At 51.9% G+C, this 23081-nt stretch carries 24 protein-coding genes and 1 pseudogene; 17 read left to right on the forward strand and 8 right to left on the reverse strand.

The annotated features are described in order from the left end of the window. Positions 1–200 precede the first annotated feature (200 nt). The 8 genes from BBI15_RS04515 to BBI15_RS16240 all read left to right on the forward strand — a co-directional run bounded on the left by BBI15_RS04515 (position 201) and on the right by BBI15_RS16240 (position 7411). Positions 201–1022: a DUF3100 domain-containing protein gene (locus BBI15_RS04515; protein WP_068872501.1), complete on the forward strand. Its 822-nt coding sequence runs from the start codon at positions 201–203 to the stop codon at positions 1020–1022. Further along, complete coding sequence (locus tag BBI15_RS04520; RefSeq protein ID WP_068872502.1) at positions 1015–1467, forward strand: hypothetical protein; 453 nt, start codon at positions 1015–1017, stop codon at positions 1465–1467. The genes BBI15_RS04515 and BBI15_RS04520 overlap by 8 nt, the downstream gene beginning before the upstream one ends. Positions 1468–1721: 254 nt before the next feature. Continuing rightward, the gene (locus BBI15_RS04525; RefSeq protein ID WP_068872503.1) at positions 1722–2867 is read left to right on the forward strand and encodes a glycerate kinase; all 1146 of its coding nucleotides are present in this window, start codon (positions 1722–1724) and stop codon (positions 2865–2867) included. 120 nt (positions 2868–2987) lie between these two features. Next, positions 2988–3347, forward strand: coding sequence for a hypothetical protein (locus BBI15_RS04530; protein WP_068872504.1), 360 nt, complete (start codon positions 2988–2990; stop codon positions 3345–3347). 112 nt (positions 3348–3459) lie between these two features. Continuing rightward, the gene (locus BBI15_RS04535) at positions 3460–4758 is read left to right on the forward strand and encodes an MFS transporter (protein WP_068872505.1); all 1299 of its coding nucleotides are present in this window, start codon (positions 3460–3462) and stop codon (positions 4756–4758) included. Positions 4759–4881: 123 nt separating this feature from the next. Then, the gene (locus BBI15_RS04540) at positions 4882–5727 is read left to right on the forward strand and encodes a YusW family protein (protein ID WP_068872506.1); all 846 of its coding nucleotides are present in this window, start codon (positions 4882–4884) and stop codon (positions 5725–5727) included. A 136-nt stretch (positions 5728–5863) separates the two neighbouring features. Next, positions 5864–6721, forward strand: coding sequence for a Na/Pi cotransporter family protein (locus BBI15_RS16235; RefSeq protein ID WP_084632755.1), 858 nt, complete (start codon positions 5864–5866; stop codon positions 6719–6721). Positions 6722–6739: 18 nt separating this feature from the next. Further along, positions 6740–7411 (forward strand): Na/Pi cotransporter family protein, encoded by a 672-nt coding sequence (locus BBI15_RS16240; protein ID WP_084632756.1) that lies wholly within the window; start codon positions 6740–6742, stop codon positions 7409–7411. 49 nt (positions 7412–7460) lie between these two features. Here the strand turns inward: BBI15_RS16240 and BBI15_RS04550 are convergent, their stop codons facing one another. The 4 genes from BBI15_RS04550 to cysK all read right to left on the reverse strand — a co-directional run bounded on the left by BBI15_RS04550 (position 7461) and on the right by cysK (position 11076). Beyond that, positions 7461–8453 carry an ABC transporter substrate-binding protein gene (locus BBI15_RS04550; RefSeq protein ID WP_068872507.1) on the reverse strand — a complete coding sequence of 331 codons (993 nt, stop codon included), beginning with the start codon at positions 8451–8453 and terminating at the stop codon, positions 7461–7463. 30 nt (positions 8454–8483) lie between these two features. After that, positions 8484–9239 (reverse strand): ABC transporter permease, encoded by a 756-nt coding sequence (locus BBI15_RS04555; protein ID WP_068872508.1) that lies wholly within the window; start codon positions 9237–9239, stop codon positions 8484–8486. Then, positions 9223–10011 (reverse strand): ABC transporter ATP-binding protein, encoded by a 789-nt coding sequence (locus BBI15_RS04560; RefSeq protein WP_068872509.1) that lies wholly within the window; start codon positions 10009–10011, stop codon positions 9223–9225. The genes BBI15_RS04555 and BBI15_RS04560 overlap by 17 nt, the downstream gene beginning before the upstream one ends. A gap of 147 nt (positions 10012–10158) precedes the next feature. Then, entirely contained in the window at positions 10159–11076 is a 918-nt protein-coding gene (cysK, locus tag BBI15_RS04565) for a cysteine synthase A (RefSeq protein WP_068872510.1), read from the reverse strand. 233 nt (positions 11077–11309) lie between these two features. Here cysK and BBI15_RS04570 point away from each other — a divergent pair, with 233 nt between their 5' ends. The 5 genes from BBI15_RS04570 to BBI15_RS04590 all read left to right on the forward strand — a co-directional run bounded on the left by BBI15_RS04570 (position 11310) and on the right by BBI15_RS04590 (position 15364). Further along, on the forward strand, positions 11310–11990 hold the full coding sequence (locus BBI15_RS04570; protein WP_157101627.1) for a potassium channel family protein: 681 nt from the start codon (positions 11310–11312) through the stop codon (positions 11988–11990). Positions 11991–12026: 36 nt separating this feature from the next. Beyond that, positions 12027–12692 (forward strand): reverse transcriptase-like protein, encoded by a 666-nt coding sequence (locus BBI15_RS04575; protein ID WP_068868521.1) that lies wholly within the window; start codon positions 12027–12029, stop codon positions 12690–12692. A 192-nt stretch (positions 12693–12884) separates the two neighbouring features. Beyond that, positions 12885–13685, forward strand: a complete 801-nt coding sequence (locus BBI15_RS04580) for a DUF4397 domain-containing protein (protein WP_068868522.1) — start codon at positions 12885–12887, stop codon at positions 13683–13685. Positions 13686–13746: 61 nt separating this feature from the next. Beyond that, a complete protein-coding gene (locus tag BBI15_RS04585; RefSeq protein WP_237150932.1) occupies positions 13747–14349 on the forward strand; it encodes a class F sortase in 603 nt (200 codons plus the stop codon). A gap of 211 nt (positions 14350–14560) precedes the next feature. Next, a complete protein-coding gene (locus BBI15_RS04590; RefSeq protein WP_068868524.1) occupies positions 14561–15364 on the forward strand; it encodes an ion transporter in 804 nt (267 codons plus the stop codon). Positions 15365–15414: 50 nt separating this feature from the next. Here BBI15_RS04590 and BBI15_RS04595 read toward each other — a convergent pair whose 3' ends face one another. Then, a complete protein-coding gene (locus tag BBI15_RS04595) occupies positions 15415–16296 on the reverse strand; it encodes a LysR family transcriptional regulator (protein ID WP_068868525.1) in 882 nt (293 codons plus the stop codon). Between the two features lie 196 nt (positions 16297–16492). On the opposite strand from BBI15_RS04595, the gene BBI15_RS04600 reads away from it, so the two are divergent. Together BBI15_RS04600 and BBI15_RS04605 are read left to right on the forward strand one after the other, a co-directional pair. Beyond that, positions 16493–17812, forward strand: coding sequence for a GntP family permease (locus BBI15_RS04600; protein WP_068868526.1), 1320 nt, complete (start codon positions 16493–16495; stop codon positions 17810–17812). A 24-nt stretch (positions 17813–17836) separates the two neighbouring features. Next, positions 17837–18613 (forward strand): 3-hydroxybutyrate dehydrogenase, encoded by a 777-nt coding sequence (locus BBI15_RS04605; RefSeq protein ID WP_068868527.1) that lies wholly within the window; start codon positions 17837–17839, stop codon positions 18611–18613. Between the two features lie 38 nt (positions 18614–18651). Here the strand turns inward: BBI15_RS04605 and BBI15_RS04610 are convergent, their stop codons facing one another. After that, positions 18652–19446 (reverse strand): alpha/beta fold hydrolase, encoded by a 795-nt coding sequence (locus tag BBI15_RS04610; protein ID WP_237150911.1) that lies wholly within the window; start codon positions 19444–19446, stop codon positions 18652–18654. An 80-nt stretch (positions 19447–19526) separates the two neighbouring features. Then, the gene (locus BBI15_RS04615; RefSeq protein ID WP_335645703.1) at positions 19527–20090 is read right to left on the reverse strand and encodes a TVP38/TMEM64 family protein; all 564 of its coding nucleotides are present in this window, start codon (positions 20088–20090) and stop codon (positions 19527–19529) included. A 175-nt stretch (positions 20091–20265) separates the two neighbouring features. Between BBI15_RS04615 and BBI15_RS04620 the strand changes: the two are divergent. Both BBI15_RS04620 and BBI15_RS04625 read left to right on the forward strand, forming a co-directional pair. Next, positions 20266–21344, forward strand: a pseudogene (locus tag BBI15_RS04620) (YkvI family membrane protein). Between the two features lie 80 nt (positions 21345–21424). Beyond that, a complete protein-coding gene (locus BBI15_RS04625; RefSeq protein WP_068868530.1) occupies positions 21425–22381 on the forward strand; it encodes a ketopantoate reductase family protein in 957 nt (318 codons plus the stop codon). Between the two features lie 34 nt (positions 22382–22415). Here the strand turns inward: BBI15_RS04625 and BBI15_RS04630 are convergent, their stop codons facing one another. Further along, the gene (locus BBI15_RS04630; protein WP_068868531.1) at positions 22416–23000 is read right to left on the reverse strand and encodes a biotin transporter BioY; all 585 of its coding nucleotides are present in this window, start codon (positions 22998–23000) and stop codon (positions 22416–22418) included. Positions 23001–23081: the final 81 nt, after the last annotated feature.

Here is a 23081-nt window from a genome sequence, read left to right on the forward strand (position 1 = left end):
AAGCAGTAGCTGAGGCTTCTGCTTTTTTATTTAGATTGAAAAATCTGTCACTTCTGTAAATGACATGCTTTCTTCCGAATAAAAAGCGAACAAAATTTTAAAAATCTATTGAATCGTCCGTTATATAGCGTAGACTAGGTTTATGGATTGCGATTTAAATGAATAATCGTTGTCAGTTCCGAAGAAAGCGAGGAAAAGAGATGGAGAAAGTAGAATTGAAAAATGTCATCAAGGATTGGCGTTTGCATGCCATTGCATTCATTTTGGTCGCCATTACCGAAGCGATCGGCCAGTTCAGCATTGCGGTAGGGCCAGGGGTCATCCTATTATTGCCGATGCTATATGCGTTCTTTCTGGGGCTTGGCTTATATTTCACGCCGCTCATTTCGGAGAAAAACGCCAAAAATGCAGAACCGCTCATCATTTTGGGGGTGACTTTGCTCATTGCCAAAATCGGTGTCACGATCGGGCCGCAGATTGAAGCGATCATTGCAGCAGGCCCTGCGCTCCTATTGCAGGAACTTGGCAATTTGGGGACGATTTTCCTGGCGCTGCCGCTGGCGGTGCTGCTTGGGTTCCGTCGTGAAAGCATCGGCATGACCCATTCGATTGCGCGTGAGCCGAACGTCGGGCTGATTGTCAATAAATTCGGTTTTTCCTCACCGGAAGGCCGGGGCGTCATGGCGGTCTATATTTTTGGCACCGTGTTCGGGGCCGTTTTTCTTGGGTTGATTTCGGGCTTGCTCGCGACCGCGACGCCGCTTCATCCACTGTCGTTCGCCATGGCATCCGGTGTCGGAAGCGGATCGATGATGGCTGCGGCGAGCGGGTCCTTGATCGGCGCATATCCCGAACTTGAAGAACAGATCGTCGCGTTTGCGGGTGCGAGTAATTTGCTGTCGCTATCCACCGGATTGTATTTCAGTATCTTCATCGGCTTGCCGCTGGCGGAAAAATTGTACAGCCTCATGATGAGAAGATCGGAACGGAAAGCTGCGAAAGGAGGCGGGCCGAATGCTTAAAAGCGTAATCGAATGGACGTGGGTATTGGCCATATTCGGCGTCGCTGCCTTGATCGGCAACTGGTTCGGCATGGAAGTCTTGCCATGGGAGGCGATTCCGGGAATGCTCGTCCTGATTGCAGTGAGCCTTGTCGGTTTGATGCTGGAGAAGGCTTTGCCATTCAGCATGCCGGCAGTCGGCTATATCGGCATACTCGCCATCATCATTTCCTTGCCGTGGTTCCCGGGTTCGGATTATGTCGTTGCTTGGACAAGCCAGATCGGCATCTTGGCGCTTGCCACGCCGATCCTTGCCTATGCCGGCATCTCGGTCGGATCGAACTGGGCAGACTTCCGCAAGCTGGGTTTCCGGAGCTTTTTGGTCGCCATCGCGGTCTTTCTCGGGACATTTATCGGGTCAGCTCTGATCGCTGAAGTGATCTTGCGCTGGCAAGGCATTATATAAAGAGAGAAATCCCCCGCCACCCATTCCGGTGCGGGGGATTTCCCGATGATCGGCAAAAGAAATGGCCCGGTGCAGTCGCCTGCATCGGGCCTTCAAAAAATTTGGGGGGTGAAGGGGAAGCTCACTATACGCTTCTGTTTAGTAGTTACCACATGTCGCTCAAGGCTAAACATCTTGCCGCAACTTTTTGAAACTTGTACATTCTATATATACTTAGTTTCTAAACGATTGCATTTTTATTGAGGGGGAATTGGATGAAAATCATCGTAGCGCCGGATTCTTTTAAAGGCAGCATTTCCGCTAGGGAAGCTGCCCGCGCAATGGCAGAAGGGATACTGGATGCCGCTCCAGGTAGCGAGGTCATTCAATTGCCGTCCGCTGACGGCGGTGAGGGCACGATGGCGATTCTGGTCGCAGCGACAAACGGCCACATTGTCACAAAACAGGTCGCGGGCCCATTCGGAAAGCCGGTCGCTGCCAGTTTCGGAGTGCTTGGAAACGGCAAGACGTGCGTGATTGAAATCGCAGAGGCTTCGGGATTGACTTTGCTGTCAGAAGCAGAGCGCAATCCGGAGCGGGCATCGACGGAAGGAACAGGGGAATTGATCCGCCACGCGCTCGACGCCGGGTATCGGGAATTCATCATCGGGCTAGGGGGCAGCGCGACGAATGACGGGGGCACAGGCTTGCTCCGCGCGCTCGGCATGCGGTTTCTCGATGCTGCAGGTGAGATGCTGCCGCCGGGGGCTGCGGCGTTGGATGAACTGTGCGCGATAGATACAGACTCTTTTGACCCGCGCATCCAGGCTTGCCGCTTTGTCATCGCCAGCGATGTCGACAATCCGCTGGTCGGCCCAAAAGGCGCTTCGCATGTATTCGGGCCGCAAAAAGGCGCCACCGATGAAATGGCGGAGGCGCTGGATCGGAAGTTAAGCCATTACGCCGATATTGTCGAGAAAGAGACGGGAGTGTCTTTGCGCGATTTTCCGGGTGCGGGGGCAGCTGGGGGCGCTGGCGGCGCGTTATTAGCTTTTTTCCCGGCTGTCATGAAGCGAGGCATTGACGTGGTTCTTAAAGCTTCTGGATTTTCGGAAAGCGTGGCGTCGAGTGATTTGATTTTCACGGGTGAAGGAAAATCAGACCGACAGACTTTATCCGGAAAAGCGGCTTTCGGCATCGCACAAGCGGCCGCCGATCACGGCAAGCCGGTCATCTTATTGTCGGGCACGATCGACCCGGAGTGCCGCGGGGACTTGGAGCGCTTTTTCAATGAAGTGCATGCAGTCGCAGGAGGGGAGATTACGGTCAAACAATCGATGGACAATGCGTATGCCCATTTGCGCGAACGGGCAAAAGAGGTCTTTACCGCTTATGTGCACCATCATCCACAGCGGAGTTAAACGCCACAGGCAAATTTCATTCGGAACAGGTGTAGCGACACGCGAAAAAGGGTAGACATCATTAACTGCCAAAATGCTGGCCACACACTGAAACGAAATGAAAATAAGGGGGAATTGCCCGTGGTGACGCCAATTACCAGAAGCAAGCTTCGAAAAGAGGCCGGCATCTTATATTCGGACATGATGGCTTTTTACAAGCGTTTTTCCAAGTGCCATGAATCAGGGAAATCGGATTTGCGGCGCATGAAATTGAATTTAGATAGGCTGGATCCAACTTCAACCGGAGAACGGGTCGAAGCGATCCGCTTCCTGGAATTCTTTCTGGCAACCCATCTCGGGCAAATCGATTCCGCACATGAACAAGAGCGCATCCGGTTGCTCGGCCGTGCGAAAGAGTATGCGATCCGCGATTCCAGAAAACGGCGGGCGCTGAGGAAATGGCGACGCGAAGTGGAAGAAAGCAGCGAACAGGCTGTTTAAGAAAAGGGAGCCATGGGAGGCTCTTTTTTTCTTGCCTGAAATTCCATCCTCCAATGCAAAAGGAAACGAGCTATAATGAAGCTGTTGTATAACTTTGAATGGAGGCCGAACGATGGCTAATGAAAGAACGCAAGCAGGCGGCGAAACGCTTGAAAGCTATATCGAGTCGCCGGAGAAATTGCAGGGCTTGTATAAGCGCACTTTATGGATTGTCATGCTATCGCAAATTTTCGGGGGAGCGGGCCTGGCTGCAGGAATTACGGTCGGCGCTTTGCTCGCGCGGGATATGCTCGGCACAGAAAGCTACGCGGGGCTCCCGGTTTTCCTCTTTACGCTCGGATCTGCAGGGGCTGCGCTCATCGTCGGGCGCCTGTCGCAGCGCTTTGGGCGCAGGACAGGATTGGCTGCCGGTTTTCTAGCGGGAGGCGCCGGTTCGATTGGCGTCGTGTTTGCCGCGATCTCGGGCAATGTCTGGCTGTTGTTCCTGTCGCTTGTCATTTATGGTGCGGGAACGGCGACGAATCTACAAGCGCGTTATGCTGGAACGGACCTGGCAAGCGCAAAGCAACGCGGCACGGCCGTCAGCGTAGCGCTGGTGGCCACGACGTTCGGGGCATTTGCCGGGCCGAATCTCGTCGGTGTCATGGGAAGTTTCGCTGAATCGATCGGAGTGCCTGCGCTTGCCGGCCCCTTCATTTTAGCGGGAGCTGCTTACATACTTGCGGGCATCGTGTTATTTGTGCTATTGCGCCCGGATCCGCTCATGGTGTCGCGATTTATCAGCGACCAGCAAAAACGGGATCAAGCCGCATCCGGAGAAGAGCGGATGGCGGGCCCTGCGGTCAATAGCCGCGGTGTCTTCCTCGGGGCTACGGTGATGATCATCACCCAAATCGTCATGGTCGCGATCATGACGATGACGCCGGTGCATATGGGCCATCATGGCCATAGCCTCAATGCAATCGGCATGGTGATCGGCATCCATGTCGCAGCGATGTATCTCCCTTCGCTGGTCACGGGTGTGCTGGTCGATAAAGCGGGGCGCGTGGCGATAGTCGTCGCGGCAGGGTTGACCTTGCTGTCAGCGGGGCTTGTCGCAGCGTTCGCTCCAGGGGATTCACTATTTGTGCTGATCCTCGCACTGGCGTTGCTTGGGCTCGGCTGGAACTTCGGCTTGATCAGCGGCACGACATTGATCGTCGACTCGACGAAACCGAAAGCGCGTGCGAAAACGCAAGGGACAGTCGATGTATTGATCGCCCTTGCCGGAGCGACTGGCGGCGGGATGTCGGGAATGGTCGTAGCCGGCACCAGTTTTGCGGTGCTGTCACTTGCCGGCGGGATCCTGTCGTTGTTGTTGGTCCCGGTCGTCATTTGGTTTTGGCGCAATCAAGAAACCAGTATTTCATAAGGGGCGGAGGCTTAAATGCCTCCGCTTTTTTCATTCTCATGGAATTTTAATGTTCTCCTCAGCAGGCACTCAGTCCGCACGGATATGCTAGAACTATCATAAAACGAGAAAGGGTGTTTGAAGATGAAGAAGATGACAGCAGGAATGGCTGCAGTGATATTACTGGCAGGTTGCGGAACAGGACAAGAGACGAGCGAAACGGCCACAGCAGATGCTGGGAATGCGGAGCAGCAGAAAGCGGATACAGCGAATGGAAACGGCAACGCAACAGAGGGTGAGTTAGCAGCGGACAGCGCAGAAACTGCAATGCAAGACGAGGGAGCGCCTTCAGCAGCAAACGGCGAGATCCGCGAATTCGACTTGGAGCTGGAGTTCACCGATGGCCGTGAATGGGATTTTGACTATAACCGCAACAAAGCGTTGATTGAACGCGATTCAGGAGACCGGTTATCCGGCCAGGATGCTCAAGATGAATTTGGCCGGCTTTTCAAGTCTGTCCAGTTTTCAACGTCAAGCCCACTTGAAGACATCAAACGTGAAGTGTTGGAAGCAGTCAATGCGGAACAGCCGGATGTCCGGGATTTTGAACTGGATGTGAAATTCGATTCGGGCGAAGAAATGGAAATCGATCACGATGTGCGAAATGGGGTAAATTCCGGGGAAGTCGGTGAATTCTCTCTCGAACTGCAATTTACAGATGGCGGTGAAGCGAGCTATGAATTCGAAAGCGATGGACGGGAAGCGGAAATCGAGCGCCGGGACGGATCGGAAATCGAAGGGGCAAATGCAATGAAAGAGATGGAACAGTTGATCGGCCAAGTCACGATCACGATGGGCCGTTCCATCGACGACATGAAAACCGAAGTTCTCCAGGCATTGTCGATCGATGCTGCTGAAGTAAGGGATCTCGAACTCGAAATTGATTACAGGGGCGGCGAAGAAATCAAGTTCTCCCATGACGCGGAATAGAAACCATGAGCCTTCTTCTGAAGGCTCTTTCTTTATGATTTAAATAAGAAGTGCAGTAAAATCAAGAAAACGACCGTTTAACTTTCGGTAAAGCCTATGCTTTCATTTACACGGTAAAACAAAGGAGGCGGCCTTGATGGGGATGTTTATGGCGATTTTAGGCGGGATCGGATTATTTGTGCTGGGGATGCAAATGATGACAGGTGCCTTGAAAGAGCTGGCTGGCGGATTCATCAAAGAATGGATGAATCGCTTTGCGGGCGGCACCGGACGCGCTATTTTTTCAGGCGCTTTCATCACGGCCGTCATCCAATCGTCCACCGCCGTCACGCTTTTGACCATCGGTTTCGTCAGTGCCGGCCTGCTCAGCTTCGCGCAATCGGTCGGCATCATCATGGGGGCGAATATCGGAAGCACAAGTACTGGTTGGCTGGTTTCGCTGCTCGGCTTCAAGGTGGACCTGCAAGGCTGGGCGCTCCCGATTGTCGGATTCGGGGTGTTATTGAAAACCTTCCTGGCCGAGCGAAACGCGACTTATGGTTCGGTTATCGCAGGATTCGGGTTGTTGTTTCTTGGCATCGGTGTCTTGCAGGAAGGGATGGTGGAGTTGCAGCAGGCTGTGTCGTTTGCCGGGCTGACGAATATTTTCCTGCTCGTGTTGATCGGTACCGTGATGACCATCATCATGCAATCTTCGAGTGCTGCTGTCGCGACTACACTGACGGCTTTGTTTTCAGGGGTCATTGAATTCGAACAGGCAGCGTATCTCGTCATCGGCCAGAATATCGGCACGACGCTCACTGCCATCCTTGCCGCGATCGGCGCGGGGACAGCGGCGAAGCGTGCGGGTTTGACGCATGTGCTGTTCAATATCGGGACCGCCATATTGGCGCTGATCTTAACGCCTCAATTATTGCATGCGACCGCCGCGATCACCGAATTCCTGCTTGATGAATTCGATGCTGCATTCGGCATCGCCATTTACCATACTTAGTTCAATGTGCTCGGTGTTTTGGTCTTTGCGGTGCTGCTTCGCCCGTTTATCCGTTTTATCGAAAAAATAGTTCCCGAAAAAGGCAATCCGTTCGTCCGGCATCTTAGCCCACAAGTTGCCAAGCTTCCGGAAGTTGCGCTCGAAGCCGTACACCAGGCGATTCAATTGGTGTTATCGGAATTGATGCAGCTCATGCGGATGGTATTGCAGGACGGGACGGTGGACCGGCGCAAAGTGGATACCTTGCACGGGGCAGCGATGGAAATTCGCACGTTCCTCGACCAAATCCAATCCATGCCCCAGGAAGCTTTCCAGCGTCATGTGCAGATCCTGCACACACTCGACCATGTCGACCGCCTGCTGCAGGTAATCGAAGAACCGATCGGGCGGGAAGCTTACCAGGTCCATCCAGGATTTACCGGCAGATGGCTGCCGCTGCTCGATAAAGCGCAGGCGGAAATGGCCGAAGACGAACAATTGCCCGAACTTGCCCAGGAGTTCGGTGCCGCTTCCGGTGAAATGGCCGCCGAGCGGAAAGCGCGGCGCAATGAATATTATGTCCGTGCTGCCAAAAATGAAGCAGAGCTTGCAACGGTCCTGAAAAAAGTCGATGCTTTATTGTGGTTCGACCGCCTCATCTATCATGCTTGGCGCGCCGTTGCCCGGCTCGAAAAAGCCCAACGCACATGACGAAACCCCTCACCAATTCTTTGGTGAGGGGTTTCGTCCGTACATTCATCTAGTTCAAAAATTGCGTATCGGTCAATTCGCTGAAGTCGGGTTTTTCTTTCAGGAATTTCAAGTCGAATGACGAATCGCCGAAGGCCTGGATTTCCTCGCCGTCGATGTCCGTGCTGAAGAACATATTGTCCCAAGCACCGTCGATCACAGATTTTTCAAGCTCCTGTCCGGTAATGTCGTCGATGGTGGAAATGACGATTTCCTTGGATTCTTCAGGATTTTCTTCAATAAAGGCAGTAGCTTCTTCGTGTGCATCGACAATGGCCTGGACAGTTTCAGGATCTGACTCGATCAATTCGCTGGAAGTCACGAGGACAGATGCCGGAAGTGAAGTGCCGAAGGAAATCTCATCCGGTTCGATGATCACTTTGGCGCCGGTATTTTGCGCAAGGACGGATGCCCAAGGTTCAGGGGCGACCGCAACGTCGATCTTGCCGGTTTCGAACATGGCCTCGTATTGTGCCGGCTTGCCGGTCTGGTGGATCATTTCCCCACCGATGCGGTTGGAAGTGATGCCGTTTTCTTTCATATACGTTTCGAACTGGACATCATGTGTGCAGCCGACACGCGGTGTGATGAACGTGCTGCCGGGGATGTCCTCGATAGATTCGATGCCGCTGCCGTCACGCGCCATGACGACCGTTCCGCCGCTTGCGCCGCCGGCAATCATGCGTACATCCGCGCCATTCGTGTAGTTGTTCATTGCAGGCCCGGGACCGACTAGCCCGCCGTCGATATCGCCGGTTTTCAGGGCCGTCATGAAGTCGGAGCCGTCAGCGAATGTGACGTATTCGACATTGGTGCCTTCAGGCAAATTACTTTCATAGAATTGCTGGTCTTTTGCGACCATTGCCGTGGCGTGGTCAAGGTTCGGGAAATAGCCGAGTACGATGGTTTCTTCGGAATCGCCTGTTGCGGCACCTGATGCTCCGCAAGCTGACAGGATGCCTGCAGCCGCAAGTGTCGTTAATAAAATCCCAGATTTTTTCATATAATAACTCCTCCTCGAATGGTTTTTGTTTTAGGATTCCAGTCCCCAGCGTTTCAGGACGTTTTTTTCGATGCGTTGGAAAATCAATTGGTCGACCACTGCGCCGACAACACCGATGATGATCATGACGCCGATGACGAGTGCCATATTGCCGAAATCGGAAGCGTAGCGCAATGTGTAGCCAAGCCCAGGCCCGGCACTGAGAAGCTCTCCGGCCATCAGCGCGCGCCAGGCGAATGCCCAAGCTAGCCGTGCGCCAGTTACCAGGTAAGGCACTGATGCAGGGATGATGACTTTCCAGAACAGGTCGATGCCATTCGATCCCATCGTGCGGGCGGCCTTGATGTAGAGCGGATTGACATTTTTGATCCCTGTTCGGACATTGAGCGTCATGACGAATGTGCCGCCGAGGATGACGACGAATATGATGGCGCCTTCGCCGAGGCCAAACCACATCATCGCAAGCGGTAGCCAGATGATGCTCGGAACGCTTTGCAAGGCGAGCACCATTGAGCCAATCGTGTCATCGGCTGTTTTCGAACGTGCCAGCAGAATGCCAAGTGCCGTGCCGATCAATAAGGAAACGGCAAGTCCGATCAAGAGCCGGCGGAAACTCGCGACCAAATCATAAACCAGTGTCAGGTCGGCGAACCCAGCGACCAGCGCATCCCATACGCTGAACGGGGAAGGCAGGATTGTTTCATGCCATAATTCGAAATGGGAACCGAGGCCCCAGAATAGGATCAGTCCAGTGAAAAACAAGAGGCGCTTAACTGCGGGCTTCATAGGCAAGCTCCTCGTTTATGACTTTGTCGATTTCGCCTTTCAACAGCCCCATGATACGTTCTTCGAGTGCAGCGACTTGCTGCTTGTGTTCATCGCGGGGGCGCGGAATATCGACGTCGATGTCGGCGATGACGGTACCGGGCCGCGTGCCCATGACCACGATGCGGTCCGATAGCTTGATCGATTCTGAAATGCTGTGCGTGACGAAGACGATCGTTTTTTGTGTATCGATCCAAATTTTCTCCAGCTGCCCGTGCAGCCGGCTGCGTGTCTGTTCATCGAGCGCGCCGAACGGTTCATCCATCAAGAGCACGGCCGGGTCCATCGCCAGCGAACGCGCAATCGAGACGCGCTGCTGCATGCCGCCAGACAGTTCATGCGGATAATGGCCAGCGTAATTGCTGAGCTGGACCATCTGGAGGAAATGGCGTGCGCGTTCTGAAGCTTGCTTTTTGTCCATGTCCTTGCGAAGCGGGAAAACGACATTCTCCGTAACGGTCATCCAGGGGAATAGGGCCGCTTCCTGAAAGACCATGCCGCGGTCTTTACCGGGCTTTTGGACGTTCTTTCCATCGACAGTGATCCCGCCGGACGAAGCGGACGTGAGACCGGCAATCATCGACAATAAAGTCGACTTGCCGCACCCCGAAGGGCCGAGAATCGAGACGAATTGGCCTTTCGGGATTTCAAGGTTTATATCTTTCAAGACGGTATTGGCATTGCCGTCTTTATCGCTGTAAATTTTGTTGATGTGCTGAATTTCAATAAACAAAATAATTCACCGGTTATAAAACCTACCTTTCCAATAGGATATCATTTAATAAAGTATAGTAGTTTTATAGGAATTGTCAATAATTGTTGATGAAAAATTCGGTCCAATAAAAAAAGAGAGGCGGCTGCCTCTCTTTTTAATCCGGATTTATTCAAATAGGTTCATGCTCAAATAACGTTCGCCGGTATCCGGCGCGATGCATAACACTTTCTTTCCGGCACCGAGCCGTTTCGCGATTTCGATTGCCGCATAGATGGTTGCGCCTGCAGAAGGGCCGACAAAAACGCCTTCTTCCCGGGCGGCCCGCCGGAACATATCAATGGCGTTTTCATCTTCGATCGCCATGATTTCATCGTAAATCGCCGTATTCAAGGTGTCCGGCACAAACCCGGGGCTCGTACCGACCAGTTTGTGCTTGCCTGGCTTGCCACCTGACAGGACAGGGGATCCTTTCGGTTCGACGACCGTTATATGGAGATTCGGCAACTGCTCTTTTAAAGTCTCGCCGGTACCGGTGATGGTGCCGCCGGTTCCTGCCGATGCGACGAATGCATCGAGCTGTCCGCCCATTTGCTCGAGGATCTCGAGCGCGGTCGTCCCACGGTGGGCGTCCGGGTTGGCCGGGTTTTCGAATTGTTGGGGGATGAAGCTTCCAGGAATCGTTTCGCGCAATTCCAGCGCTTTTTGGATCGCGCCCGGCATCTTGTCATCGCTTGGCGTCAAAACGACTTCCGAACCGAACGCTTTCAGCAAATTGATGCGCTCCTGTGTAGCGTTGTCCGGCAGCACCAGGATCGATCGGTAGCCTTTAGCCGCGGCGACCATCGCGAGGCCGATGCCGGTATTGCCGCTGGTCGGTTCGATGATCGTCGATCCCGCCTTCAAGGCACCGGATTCTTCTGCTTGCTTGATCATATTATAAGCTGCCCGATCCTTGACGCTTTTGGTCGGGTTGAACATTTCGAGTTTTACATAGACCTCCGCTGCGCCTTCAGGGACGAGGCGGTTCAATTTAACGACGGGCGTATCGCCGATCAGGTCTGTAATGGAATCAAAGGGTTTCATCGATTAAACAACCTTTCTCTATCGGGTATATTGGGTATTATCTTCTATTGTAGTACAAAGCATAGGTCTGTGCCATTCGCTTGTTTGGGAGAGTGATGAAAGGCAGCTGTATAGCTTAATTATAGAAGGAAATGAATTGGCTCCAGCAGGCGGGATAGGGCGCACGGGATGAAATCTTCGACAAAATGCCGAAGAGTAGCGTACTATTTTGATAACGGTAAATCGTTCGAATCATGCAATGGAAAGTAGGGACAGATGTGAAAAAACAAATAGTGATCATCGGGCTTGGGCGCTTCGGAAGCAGTGTCTGCAAAGAGCTTTATGGAATGGGGCACGATATCATGGCGATCGATTCCAATCCGGAAACGGTCAGCACGATGTCCGATTATGCGAGCCACACCGCGACAGCCGATGCGACGGATGAAGGCAGTTTGAAATCGCTCGGCGTCCGAAATTTCGAGTACGCTATCGTCGCAATCGGTGATGATTTGCAGGCGAGTGTTTTATGCACGCTGATGTTGAAGGAATTGGGCGTCCCGAAGGTTTGGGTTAAAGCGCGCGATCAGCAGCATCAAAAGATCCTGGAACGCATCGGGGCTGACCGTGTCATCCAGCCGGAATATGAAATGGGCGTCCGGACGGCGCATCACATCGATTCCGAGAAAGTCGTCGATTATATCAATCTGTCGGATAACTACAGCATCATCGAACTGGCAGCGTCCGATAAAGTAATCGGCAAAACGCTCGGGTCATTGAATATCCGGAAAGATTACGGTTGCATGATCTTGGCGATCAAGCACGGCGAAGATGTCAATATTGCGCCATTGCTCGAAGACTCGGTCAAGGAAGGCGATATCTTGATTGCGATGGGGCATAAAGATGACCTTAAACGTTTTGAAGACAAAGGGCTGTAGACGGCAGCCCTAACGATAGGAAAAGGCGGTGGCTGAATGAAAGTACGGATTGACTGGACGTATAAATCACCGAAAAACAAAGTTGTGCAATTTCTTTCCGAAGAGCTCGAAGCGAACGAAGCGCTGATGGTGGCGCAGGATCTGGAACGCACAGGGCGGACCAAACGCCTTCAATTCGCCGACCGGCATAACAGCAACTGGAGCATCAAGGAACTGAATAACTATGTCAAGGAAGTCGAGACGGAGCCGCATGACGTCATCGCCTATTACGATGGGGGCTTTGACCGCCATTCGAAACGGGCAGGGCTCGGCTGCGCAATTTATTTCAAGCAAAATGGCAAGGACTATCGCCTGCGGAAAAACGCCGTCATCGATGAAATCGATTCGAATAACGAGGCCGAGTACGCGGCGCTGTCGATGGCTGTGCAGGAAATCGAATTGCTGGGTGTCCATCATCTCCCTGTCCGCTTTATCGGCGATTCGAGGACGCTGGTCAACCAGATGAGCGGTGAATGGGCCGTGCCGGAAGAAAGCCTGGCGCGGTGGGCAGACCGTATCGACCAGCGTCTGGAGAAAATCGGCATTCACCCCGAATACGAATTCGTCCCGAGAAAAGAAAATGCCGAAGCTGACCGTTTGGCCACACAAGCGCTGGGTGAAACGGTTGTGGAAAGTTTGATTGACCTGAACGCAGATAAATGAATAGATGAAGAAGAGTTGCCGGGGATGATCCCTGGCAACTTTTTTCGTTTCATGTAAGTTTGTATCACTTTCTGTGACAAATCACTCAAATTTATCAGAATAGTTAGATATCTGTTGAAATTTATATGTGGAGGGTGTATAAATGAGGTGTACAAAAGTTATACAAAAACTATATGGAAAGAGGTTGGACACATGAAGAAACTATCTGTCTCTCTTGTCGCAATGCTGGTGCTGTTTTCCCTTCTCGGCTCTTTGGTCATGGCGGATGAACACGGCGATATGGCAAAAGTACGGGTGTTGCACGCTTCACCTGATGCCCCTGCGGTAGATGTATATGTCAACGGTGATTTAACGCTCGAAGAAGTACCGTTCAAGACGGATTCCGGTTACCTGGAAGTCCCGGCGGGCACACATGATGTAGAAGTGTTTGCTGCAGGTACGGAGTATGCAGCAGGGGAAGGCGTCTTGCAGGCTGACCTGGAAGTGGAAGCTGGAAAAGCTTACACAGTTGCTGCCGCAAACCTCTTGGAATCCATCGAATTTGTAGTAGCTGAAGACTCCATGGAAGTAACGGAAGGCCAAGCGAAAATCCGTGTCGGCCATTTGTCTCCGGATGCACCGGCGGTTGATGTCGGGATCATCGGCGGAGATGCGTTGTTCAGCGGAGCAGAGTTCCTGGGAATCACAGATTATGCAGAAGTAGCTCCTGACACGTACGACTTGGAAATCCGCTTGCCGGATGGCACGCAAGTTTTGCCGCTCGAAGGAACTGAACTTGCTGCAGATACTGTCTACTCGGTCTTTGCAGTCAACACAGTCGATTCACTTGAAGTGATCGCTCTTGTCGATTACGAAGCAGCTGCATCACCGGATGGAATGCCGACAACTGGGCTTGGTACGCCTGAACAATCCCAGTCCATGTGGTTGTTGATCGGCGGCGCGTTGGTCTTGGTAGCTGCTAGCGGGTTTGTGTGGAGAAAACGATTTCAATAAATTCGCATTGCCCCTCGCTCTAGTGTTTCTTGCGGGATGTACGGCTGCCCCGCAAGATGAAGTGAGCTTGCGCAGTGAGGAAGCCGGCTTTGCGGTTAAGGCAGAACCGGCCATGTCAGAACAACCGACAAAAGCAGAGAAGGCAAAAGGCGCCGAGAAAGAGAAACCGGCGGCAAAGTCGGAGCGAGCGGCCAACCCGATCAATGAGTTGAACCAGCCCGGCATCTCGCCAGAAAAGCTATCGATTCCATCCATTGGGGTGGAAGCGGAGATTCTGCATCTTGGCGTGACCGACACGGGGGAAATGGCGGTGCCGGATAACGGCGAGGAACTGAGCTGGTTTTCGCCGGGTTACCGGCCCGGCCAAAGAGGCCGCTCGGTCATAGCGGGACATGTCGATGATCTGGACGGGCCGGCTGTGTTTTGGGACTTGACGGAGCTCGAGCCGGGAGCTGAAATTCTTGTCTCAGGCGAGGATCGCGAACTGCGGTTCAAGGTCCATACGATGGAGTCGGTGCCGCTCGATTTGGCGGATATCGAGTCGGTCTTCGGTTATCATTCATCGCCCCAACTGGTACTGATTACCTGCTCGGGGACTTACGATTATGACCGGGGCACGAGGGAAGAACGCTTGATCGTTTATGCCTCGCTTATGCAAGAATAAGAAAGCGTCTCTTCGGAGGCGCTTTTTTTTTGTATGATTTTGAAGCCCTTCTCATTGAAAAGTCCCGAGAAGAGGTGGAACCGTCACATTTTCGCAACAATACCCAAAGCAGCGTCCCACTCAGAGACTACTTCCGCATAGCTGCATGATATAATTGGAGGGAACTTTTTTATGGTTACATCAGATTATTTAAGGAGTCGTCTATCGCCCTATGAAGGAATCACTGAAGCGGATCGTGGAGAGTGCGCGGTTCAATACATTTATCACTGTTCTGATTTTAATCAATGCACTGTTGGTCGGCTTGGAGACCTATCCGGAGATTGCGGAGAACTACGGTTCATGGCTGTTGGCTTTGGACATCATCATTCTGGCCTTTTTCGCTTTGGAGATCCTCGCCAAGCTGTTCGTTTACCGGGCAAAATTCTTCGGCAACGCATGGAATAATTTCGATTTCATCATCGTCGTCGGGAGCCTTATCCTCTATAACTCTCCATTCATCAGCGTGTTGCGGATTTTCCGTGTGCTGCGGGTATTGCGGACCGTATCGACCATTCCGTCGCTGCGCCGCGTCGTAACGGCTTTATTCATGGCCATTCCGACCATCACGAGCGTCATCTTGCTCATGTCGATCATCTTTTACGTCTACGCGGTCATCGGCACCTTTTTTTATGCAGATATTGAACCGGAGTATTTTGGCGACCTTGGGCTTTCGCTCATCTCGCTGTTCCAGATTTTCACTTTGGAGTCTTGGGCGAGCGGGATTTTTCGCCCGGTCTTTGCGGCGGAGCCATGGTCTTGGCTGTATTTCATCTCCTTTATCGTCATCTCGACTTTTCTGATGATCAACTTGATCGTCGGGGAAATCGTCAATAACGCGCAGAAGATTTCGGATGAAATCGATAAGGAAGCGGCTGAACTCGAAGGAATCAAAGAAGACACTTCGGAAATTGAAGATTTGAGGAAAGAAGTCGGTGAACTGAAAAGCATGATCCAGACACTCGTCGACCGGAAATAACCGTAAACAAAAGAAGCTGCCCGGAATTGGGCAGCTTCTTTTTGTATGAATCAAACTTTTGGCAGCTGGTTGACGAGTGTGATGAATTCGCGGGAGACATAAGGCACGTAACGGTTTTTAGCCATGATGATGCCGAGCCGCCACGGAAAGGTCTGTGTCAAGGAGACGGTTTTGAACGGGCCGTCCTGGACGCGGTCACAGATGAGCTTTGGCATCAACGTGACGCCCAGGTTTTTCTCGACCATGCCGACGATGAAATCCCATTGGGAGCTTTCATAGGCGATTTTCGGCTCGAACCCTTCACTGCGGCAGAATTCGACGGTCCGCCCATTGAGCGTGAATTCCTTGCTGAGCAAAAGAAACGGGTCGTTTTTGAAATCGATCAGGTCCCTTGTCTCCCGATCGGCGAGCGGATGGTCTTCATGGACGAGGAGCTTGATCTCTTGGTCGACGAACGGAACCACATCGAAACGTTCGGCATCGACAGGCAACATGACAAATCCCAGATCTACATCGCCGTCGGCCACTTTTTCCTCCACTTTCTTGGCGCCATCTTCGACCAGGATGACGGTCACATCGGGATAGCGGGATTGGAATTCCGCGATGATCGTCGGGAAAAACAAGGTGCTGATGACCGGCGGCAGGCCGATTTTGATCTTGCCTTTATTTAAATTCATGACATCATACAGCGAAGAGGAGAGGTCTTCGAGGCTGTTGACGATTTTTTGCGCCTGGATATAGACGACTTCCCCTGCATCGGTCAACCGTACTTTCCGCGAGGAGCGGTCGAATAGAGAGACGTCCATTTCCTGTTCCAGGTTCTTGACCATCTTGCTGAGTGTCGGCTGGGTGACATGTAAGGCTTGTGCGGCTTTTGTGAAGCTTTGGTGCTTGGCTACTTCAATAAAATAGCTGAGTTGTCGGATGTCCAATTAAATACTCCTTATCTATAACTAATATCTATGAAAGCTATTATAAATATTCATTTTACCTATCAATTTCTTCGTTGTATAGTATTAAAAGGTTTCGGGACTAAATATTTAGATAATTCATCACGATTTTCGGAGAGAAAAGTAAGCGTTTCCAATTTGTTCGAAAAATCGTAACACATTTAAAAGGGGATTTATCATGTTAAGTATGATCGGAATGATCGGTGGGCTTATCCTGTTGATCGTATTGACAATGAAGGGCGTCAACTTATTGATCGCAGGCCCATTGTCGGCACTGTTCGTCGCGGTTCTCAGTGGTTTGCCGCTGTTTCCGCAATTGGTAGGGGAAGGGGAAGCCAATTTATTATCGAACTATATGGGCGGCTTCTCCGGGTTCATCACTTCGTGGTTCCCGATGTTCTTGCTCGGGGCCATCTTCGGTAAAGTCATGGAAGATACAGGAGCGGCAGACAGCGTCTCCAAATGGCTGGTCGGGAAATTTGGCTTGTCAAAAGCGGTCTTGGCGATCGTCATTGCCTGTGCCGTATTGACTTACGGCGGGGTCAGCTTGTTTGTCGTGGCGTTTTCGGTGTACCCGATGGCACTCAGTTTGTTCAAGCAAGCGGATTTGCCACGCCGGTTCATTCCTGCAGCTTTAGCGCTTGGTTCTGTAACATTCACGATGACTTCTGCCGGATCTCCGGAGATCCAGAACTGGATCCCGATCGAGTATTTGAACACGAGCCCATATGCGGGCTGGGAAGTCAGCATCATCGTGGCGGTCTTCATGGCACTATTCGGCTATTGGTGGCTGAAGCGCATGATCAACAAAGCCGTGAATAAAGGCGAACGTTTTGAATCACGGGCATCGGATCCGCAAATGACGGACAGAGCATTGCCGCACCCGGTCACGGGCTTGATTCCATTATTGGTCGTTTTGGCGGTATCGTTCATTTTCCATGATTCGCTCGGCACTTCTGCCTTGATCCTGGCATTGCTTGGCGGTGTCATCACAACTTACCTATTGAATATGAAATATTTCACGAACCTCGGAAAAGCGCTCACGGATGGAACGATCGGCGCTTTGATCGCCATCGGAAACACGGCAGCAGTCGTCGGTTTCGGCGGCGTGGCAAAAGCAGTGCCGGCTTTCCAGGTGGCAGTCGATGCCATGACAAGCATTCCGGGAAGCCCGCTCATCGGGGGCGCGGTAGCGGTCAGTGTCATCGCCGGCCTTACAGGGTCCGCTTCCGGCGGGCAGGTCATCGCACTGCCATTGATTGCGCCTCATTACATTGACATGGGCGTCAATACAGAAGCCCTTCACCGGACCATTGCGATTTCTTCGGGGGCGCTTGATTCATTGCCGCATAACGGCTATGTCGTCACGACCATCCAAGGGATTTGCGGCGAGACCCATAAAGCAGCATACGGCGCCATGGGGGCAGTGACGGTGATCGTTCCATTGATCGGATTGGCGATCGCGATCGTGCTGTTCAGCTTCGGGCTAGGCATTTAATTTTTCACTTGGAGGGACTTTATCATGGTAGATAACAAAGTGGTATTGATCACCGGCGCCGCAAGCGGCATCGGCTATGAAATCAGCGTGGACTTTGCCAAAGACGGCGCAAAGATCGTGCTGACCGATATTAACGAGGAAGCGGTGCAACAAGCAGCGGATGAGTTGAAAGGGCAGGGATTTGATTGCATTGGCATCAAATGTGATGTCACGAGCGAAGAGGAAATCAAAGCAGCCATCGATAAAACTGTGGAAACGTTCGGTTCTCTCGATGTGCTGATCAATAATGCAGGAATGCAACACGTCTCGCCAATCGAAGAATTCCCGACCGAGAAATATGAATTGCTGGTCAAGATCATGCTCGTGGCACCGTTCGTAGCGACCAAGCACGCGTTTCCGATCATGAAGGAGCAAGGATCGGGGCGCATCATCAATATGGCGTCGATCAACGGGCTAGTCGGATTTGCAGGCAAAGCCGCTTATAACAGCGCCAAGCACGGCGTCATCGGCTTGACGAAAGTCGCGGCATTAGAAGGCGCAGAGCATGGCATCACTGTCAATGCGATGTGCCCGGGATACGTCGATACACCGCTCGTGCGCAATCAGCTAGGCGATCTGGCGAAAACCCGTAATGTCTCGCTGGAAAAAGTCCTGGAAGAAGTCATCTATCCGTTGGTTCCGCAGAAACGCTTGTTGTCGGTGCAGGAAATCTCCGATTACACGATGTTCCTCGCGAGCGATAAAGCCCGAGGCATCACCGGCCAGGCAGCGGTCCTTGATGGCGGCTATACGGCACAATAAAAGCACGGCGCAAAATGCGCCGTGCTTTCTTTATTTTATTATCTATTATAATGAAGCTCAATCATCGAGAAAGTTTTCGGCGATGCCGAGGAACAGGCGGGGCTGTTCCACGTTCGGGCATGGCCAGAACGCTTGAATTCCATGAAGCTGGCGTGCGGGATGGACTGAGCGGTCTCCCGGCCTCTATCAGGCGGGTTCAATTCATCGTAACGGCCGCTGATGGCCAAGGTTTCTGCAGAGATCTTGGCGAGCTCCGGGCGCAAGTCGAAGCGCTCCAGGGCATTTGACGCGATGCCTTGCTGTTCCAAGCTCAATTGGGGGCTGTTTTGCGCCGTTTTTGCCTGCCATTTCTTGACGGCTGTCAAGCGATGGAACATATAAGCTTGCGCTTTATCCAATTTGTCTTGGATGGATAAGCCGTTGAATTCTTCTGCACGGCGTTCGAACAATTCGGCCATGGACGATTGCTCGCCGTATGATTTGGTAGCGACCAAAAGTAATTTGCGAACGCGGTCAGGGCGTCTTGCGGCTAGCCCTTGCGCGATATAACTCCCCATGGATATACCAATCACATCAACTGATTCCAGCCCCAAATGGTCCAATAGGGCAGCGGCATCTTCAATATGGTCATCAAGCGTATAGGAATCGGGTTTTGCCGAATGGCCATGGCCCCTGGAGTCCAGGGCGATAATGCGGCGCTTTGTGCGGAAAAAGCCAATCTCGCGGTAGAACATGGCGGAGCTGCTGGTCAGTCCATGGAACAGCAGCAGTGGCCGGCCGCTTCCGATGTCTTCATAATACAGGCTGATGTCGTTTCTGGTGAATATAGGCATTGGTTTCGTCCTCTCATCTCTATCTGTTCTTTTACTATACCTCAATAACACAAGCGCAAACGGAAAGCCGTCTGCGCTTGTCAGGTCTTATCCAATTTCTGCTTGCGGCTATGCCATTTATCGATAAAGCTGAAAATCGCGGCGAGCAGCAGGAACATGCTCAGTGTCGCATACCAGGGGAATTCCGAGATGGCTTTGCCGAACGCAGTATATAAAATAGCGGGCGCAATCAAGCCCAATGCGGAATAGTACATGTATTCGCGGCGTGTGTTGGTCATTTCCATCAAATAGAACGACAGCAAGTGAAAATGGACAAAGGGCATCACCCGCAAGATCATCACTTGCGAGACGCTCAGGTTGCGGTCCGGAAACCACTTGTCCTTCAAGGCAGCGAGCTTGGCGCGGAAACGCGGGAACTCATTGATCAGCATATAGGAAACATAGCTCATCAAAGTCAATCCGATGAAGGACAGCAGGGCGCCTTGGAAAAAACCGAAAAGATATCCGCCGGCGATGCATACGGCGATGACCGGAAGGAACAGGAGCGGCCGGATCAAATGAAGCAAAACGAATAGTAAAGGCGCCCAAAATCCAGCATGCCCGATGAAGTTTTCAATTGCTTGCTCGAACTCCGCCAAATCCACCCGTCTCCCCGCCTTTCGCGTTCTATTACTAATAAGGAAGAATAAGCGAAAAGAAGTGGAAAAGCAAGAATTTGTTTGATTCACACCGGATTAGGGGTATGAAAAATTATCGGCATAAAAATAATTTTTATCGAATACCGAGATCGGACACCATCATGAAAAGGGAGAGGGTTTTATGAAAAGAAGCTTGAAAATAGCCAGTGCCTTCATCGGAATCGTTGTTGGTGCTGGCTTTGCCTCGGGGCAAGAAATTTTACAATATTTTACAAGTTTTGGTTATTGGGGCTTAGGCGGCGTCTTGATCGCTACCGCATTATTCGGCTATATCGGGATGATTTTGACGCGCCTTGGAAGCCGGATGCAAACGACTTCACATGAAGAAGTGGTTTATCGCATCAGCGGAAAATGGCTTGGGAAAGTGATCGACTATACATTGATTTTGACCTTATTCGGTATCTTAGTCGTCATGATTGCCGGCGCAGGATCGATCTTTTCCCAACAATTCGGCCTGGCCCCTGCATTCGGGCGCAGCATCATGATTGTGCTGGTCATCGTGACCATCATGATGAATGTCAAGAAAGTCATCACGGTCATTTCCAGCATTACGCCGTTCCTGATTTTGATGGTGGTGGGAATCGCCATCTACAGCGTAATCACGATGGACAGCAGTTTCAGCGCGCTCGACCCCGTAGCTAAAGAACAGTTATCCGCTACACCGAACTGGCTATTATCGCCATTAACTATGTGTCGCTCGCCATCGCACTCGGGCGTCGATGTCGCTCGTCATGGGCGGTGCCGAAAAAGACGAGAAAGTGGCTGCCCGCGGCGGATTGATCGTGGTGTTGGCTTCGGCGTCTTGATCTTGCTCAGCTATGTCGCGATATTCGCAAAAGTGGATGTCGTCGGTGGAGCGGATTTGCCGATGCTTGCCATCGGGGATGATATCTCGCCGATTCTTGGCATCATCATGGCGGTTGTCATCTTCGCGATGATCTATAATACGGCTGTCAGCATGCTGCTATCGTTCTCTGCACGGTTCACGGAAATCGGCACGAAGAAGTTCCGGATTTTCGTCATCATCGCCGGTTGATCGCTTTTGCGCTCAGCTTCGTCGGCTTCACGGCTTTGGTCAATTATCTGTACCCGGCCGTCGGCTATCTTGGCTTACTGTTGATCGGTGCCTTGATCTTGGCGGATATCCGCAAAGTCGGAAAAAACGATAAAGCTAAGCGCGACGAGAAAGCAACAAACTGACAAAAGGCCTTCTGCCAAGCAGAAGGCCTTTTTTGGTATAGTGAAGTAAGAAACCAGACAATGGATGGAGGAGGAGCGGAATGAAGATTTTAATTGCCGGGGCAGGAGCGATGGCGTGTTTGACTGGAGGCAAATTGAAGGCGAGCGGGGAAGAAGTACGTTTATACAACCGCTTGAATAGCCATGTCGAAACGATCAATAAGCAAGGTTTGCGGATCGTCGAAAAGGACAATTCAGTTACGCAAATCGAACTGGAAGTCGTACAGGATGTGAAGGCCGATGAGCAAGTGGATGTCCTGCTCGTCCTATTGAAAGCGCAAGCGAATGAAGCGGTGCTCGGAAAGCTGCGCGGTAAACTCGCTGAGGATACGATTATCGTCACGATGCAAAATGGCATCGGCAACGCCGAGACCATCCAGCAGCTGTTTCCGAAAAATACTGTCATCTCCGGAACACTCGGGCACGGGGCGAGCGTTGAACACGATGGCACGATTCTCCATAGGGGCTGGGGCACGAACTACTTGGGCGGTATCGAAGAAGGGAGGGCGGGCAAAACACTGGAAGCTTTCGCTGAAAAACTCAATAAAGCGGGCATGAAGACGGCAGTGTCGCCCGACGTCCATGCGGTCATTTGGAATAAGCTATTCGTCAATGCGGCATATAACTCCATCACAGCCCTGACCCGCCTGAAAAACGGGGACATCATCAATACGCAGGAAGGGGAAGGCTTGCTGCGCACGGTCACAGAAGAAGCGGTGCTCGTCGCCCGTGCGGAAGGCGTGGATGCGGACGCAGAAGCGGTCATCGAAGAATGCCTGAGAATGGGCCGCCAGGATATCGGCAGCAATAAGTCCTCGATGCTCATGGATATCCTGAAGAAACGCCAGACCGAAATCGAGGCCATCAACGGCGGCATTGTGAAATTGGGGAAAAAACACGGCATCGAAACGCCGGTCAATGCCAGCTTAGCGGCATTGATCCGGATTATCGAACAGAACTACAAGCTGCGCGTCGGCGAACCAAATGTACAAAAATAAGCCAGTTGCCGGACCCGGCAACTGGCTTTTCCTGTTAAGGCAAATATTTCTTGATGATGGGTTGCATGCGGAAGCCGAATAGGCCGGCGAAAACAGCGAGCAACACGTCTTTTGGAAGAGGCACCATCATCCAAGCCCATGCCATCCCGTAAGTGAAGCCTTCCGGCGCGGCAAACCATAGTTTATAAGCGGCGTACATCCAATTGGTGCCGAACACATAATTGACGGCTGTCGCGACAAGGGCGGCGACGATAAACCCTTTTTTGGAAGGCATCTTTTCCGCAATCCAGCCTGCTGCAAAAGCGGTGAAGATATAGGATAGGATAAAACCGAATGTCGGCGATATCAATGTATCCATCCCACCCGAAAACTTGGCAAAGACCGGCACGCCGGCAAGGCCGATTGCGGCATAGACGATCATCGAAGCAGCGCCTAGGCGCTTGCCGAGCAGGATGCCGGCGAGAATCGCGAAGAAGGTCTGCAAGGTGATCGGTACCCCGCCGACAATCAGGAAGGAAGAAATATTGGCACCGATGGCCATGAGCGCTGCGAACATGGCGATATGCACGAGTGTTAAGGTGCGCGAATGATTGCTGGATCTGGTGATTGAAGTTGTCATAAAAACCCTCCACTTATTATGTACTAAAATTGAGTATAGAGAATGCCGTATTTTAAGTCAACTTATTCTTAGAAAAGGTTT

This window comes from Planococcus plakortidis (assembly GCF_001687605.2).
Lineage (GTDB): Bacteria > Bacillota > Bacilli > Bacillales_A > Planococcaceae > Planococcus > Planococcus plakortidis.